Raw genomic sequence first — 1,959 nt, 5'->3', positions numbered from 1 at the left:
GCCCACGACGCGGAAGGCGTGTTCCGCAGGACGGGCATCACGTTCGCCGTGTACGGCGACGCGCAGGCCGCCGAGCGCCTGATTCCGTTCGACATCGTGCCGCGGATCATCTCGGGCGCGGAATGGAGCCGGCTGTCGCTCGGCATCGAGCAGCGCGTGATGGCGCTCAACGCGTTCCTCGACGACATCTACCACCGCCAGGAGATCGTGCGCGCCGGCATCGTGCCGAAGCACCTGATCGCGCACAACGAGGCGTTCATCCCGGAGATGATCGATTTCCGGCCGCCCGGCAACGTCTACACGCACATCATCGGCGTCGACATCGTGCGCACCGCCGAGAACCAGTTCTACGTGCTGGAAGACAACGCGCGCACGCCGTCGGGCGTGTCGTACATGCTGGAAAACCGCGAGACGATGATGCAGCTCTTTCCCGAGCTGTTCCAGCAGGTCAAGGTGCGCCCGGTCGAGACCTATCCGCAGATGCTGCGGCAGTCGCTCGCGGCCGTGTGCCCGCCGGGCGGCAATGCCGACAACCCGACCATCGCCGTGCTCACGCCCGGCATCCACAATTCCGCGTACTACGAACATTCGTTCCTCGCCGACCAGATGGGCGTGCACCTCGTCGAGGGCAGCGACCTGCAGGTGGTCGACGGCCGCGTCGCGATGCGCACCACCGAAGGCTTCCGGCCGATCGACGTGCTGTACCGCCGGGTCGACGACGCGTTCCTCGATCCGCTGACGTTCCGCCCCGATTCGGTGCTCGGCGTGGCCGGGATCATGGACGTCTACCGCGCCGGCAACATCACGATCGCGAACGCGCCGGGCACCGGCATCGCCGACGACAAGGCGATCTACTCGTACATGCCGGAGATCGTCGAGTTCTACACGGGCCGCAAGGCGCTGCTGGAGAACGTGCCGACCTGGCGCTGCGGCGAGGCCGACAGCCTGAAATACGTGCTCGAGCATCTCGACGAACTGGTCGTGAAGGAAGTGCACGGCTCGGGCGGCTACGGGATGCTGGTCGGGCCGTGCGCATCGAAGGCCGAGATCGAGGCGTTCGCCGCGAAGCTGCGCGCGCGTCCCGCGAACTACATCGCGCAACCCACGCTGGCGTTGTCCACGACGCCGATCCTGACCGAAGCCGGCCTCGCGCCGCGCCACGTCGACCTGCGGCCGTTCGTGCTGGTGTCGGACCGGATCCGCATCACGCCGGGCGGGCTCACGCGCGTCGCGCTGCAGGAGGGCTCGCTGGTCGTCAACTCGAGCCAGGGCGGCGGCACCAAGGACACCTGGGTGCTGGCCGACTGAGCCGGGCACGACCGCGCGCGCCGCAGCCGGCGCGCGAACCGAACGAAGACGGAGTGGACACGAGATGCTTCTGGGACGAACTGCGAGCGGTCTTTACTGGATGTACCGCTATATCGAGCGCGCGGAGAACATCGCGCGCATCGTCGATGCCGGACTGCGGATGGCGCTCACGCGCACGTCCGATGCGCCGGCCGAATGGTCGTCGGTGCTGGTCAGCTCGGGCGCGGACGACGGCTATCGTCAGAAGTACGACGCGTATGCCGCCGATACCGTGACCGACTACCTGCTGCGCGACCGCGACAACCCGTCGAGCGTGCTGTCGTGCATCGAGGCCGCGCGCTCGAACGCGAGGATGGTGCGCACGGCGCTCACGCGCGAGGCGTGGGAGAGCGTGAACGGCGCCTGGCTCGCGCTGCGCCAGGCGCTTGCGCAGCCGGTGCCGGAGAGCGGGCTGCCGGCGGTGCTCGACGAAGTGAAGCGCGAAACCGCGCTGATCCTCGGCAGCTTCTACAGCACGATGCTGCGCAACGAGATCTTCGATTTCGCGCAGATCGGCGCGTTCGTCGAGCGGGCCGACAACACCGCGCGGATCCTCGACGTGAAATACCACCTGCTGCTGCCGTCGGTGTCGCACGTGGGCACGATCCTCGA

General features: G+C 67.8%; 2 protein-coding genes. Both read left to right on the top strand.

What is annotated here, in order from left to right:
- On the top strand, nt 1-1,308 hold a 1,308-nt coding region (locus tag DIE17_RS36900; protein ID WP_148092735.1), incomplete at its 5' end, for a circularly permuted type 2 ATP-grasp protein.
- A 64-nt stretch (nt 1,309-1,372) separates the two neighbouring features.
- A partial coding sequence (locus DIE17_RS36895) for an alpha-E domain-containing protein (protein WP_185641055.1) occupies nt 1,373-1,959 on the top strand: 587 nt, incomplete at its 3' end.

It is taken from the genome of Burkholderia sp. Bp9099, from assembly GCF_003857805.1.
GTDB lineage: Bacteria > Pseudomonadota > Gammaproteobacteria > Burkholderiales > Burkholderiaceae > Burkholderia.
Note: the sequence above shows the minus strand (reverse complement) of the source record. Positions and strands in the feature narration are given on the sequence as shown.